This window comes from Mesorhizobium sp. M7A.F.Ca.MR.148.00.0.0 (assembly GCF_003997735.1).
Classification (GTDB): Bacteria; Pseudomonadota; Alphaproteobacteria; order Rhizobiales; family Rhizobiaceae; genus Mesorhizobium.
Map to the genome: position 1 here is coordinate 1 of NZ_RZTB01000360.1, position 612 is coordinate 612.

1 protein-coding gene and 1 pseudogene are annotated in these 612 nt (G+C 60.9%); one reads left to right on the plus strand and one right to left on the minus strand.

Annotated features, from left to right (window positions below):
- Positions 1-194, plus strand: a pseudogene (locus tag EOB49_RS34500) (hypothetical protein); the annotation flags it as partial.
- A gap of 10 nt (positions 195-204) precedes the next feature.
- Here EOB49_RS34500 and EOB49_RS34505 read toward each other — a convergent pair.
- Positions 205-612, minus strand: a 408-nt coding sequence (locus tag EOB49_RS34505) for an FCD domain-containing protein (RefSeq protein WP_127383546.1), incomplete at its 5' end; no start/stop codon positions are given.

The following is a 612-nucleotide window of genomic DNA, read 5'->3' on the forward strand; positions in this document are numbered from 1 at the left end:
TGGCCGGCCTTGCGCATGTGTCGGCAAGGACGAGCGATGAAACCAAGGTGCTGGCGCTGGCCGGGCGCTCCGCCTCGGGCAAGACAATCGCGTGGCTGGCGAACCTGACGGCGGAAGACGTGCAGGTCGACATTTCAGCTTTTGGCCGAGGCCAGGTCGCAATGACGCCTTACGCGATCCTTCGGATCGGCTGAACCGCCGAGATCATTTTTCAGAATTCATCACATAGAGCGCGCGCGAGCGTTCGAGATGCTTGATCATCGCCTTCTCGGCGCCATCGGCATCCTTCTTCTCGATGCGGCCGATGATCTCTTCGTGCTCGGTCAGCGTGAACTTTTCCTTGCCGGTCCAGATCAGCATTTCGGTGTGGTATTCCTTCAGCCAGCCCAGCATCGCCTCGCTGACGGCAATATAGATCGGATTGCCGGAGATGGCGGCGATCTGGGTATGGAACTTCATGTCGGCGGAGATGAAGGCTTCGGAATCGCCGCGAAAGCCGCGCTGTTCGGCAACGGTGGCCCTGAGCCGCAGCACATCCTCGGCGGTGGCCTTTTCGGCGGCTTCCCTGACCATGCCGCGCTCGAAGAAGATGCGCGCGGTCTTCAGGTGCTC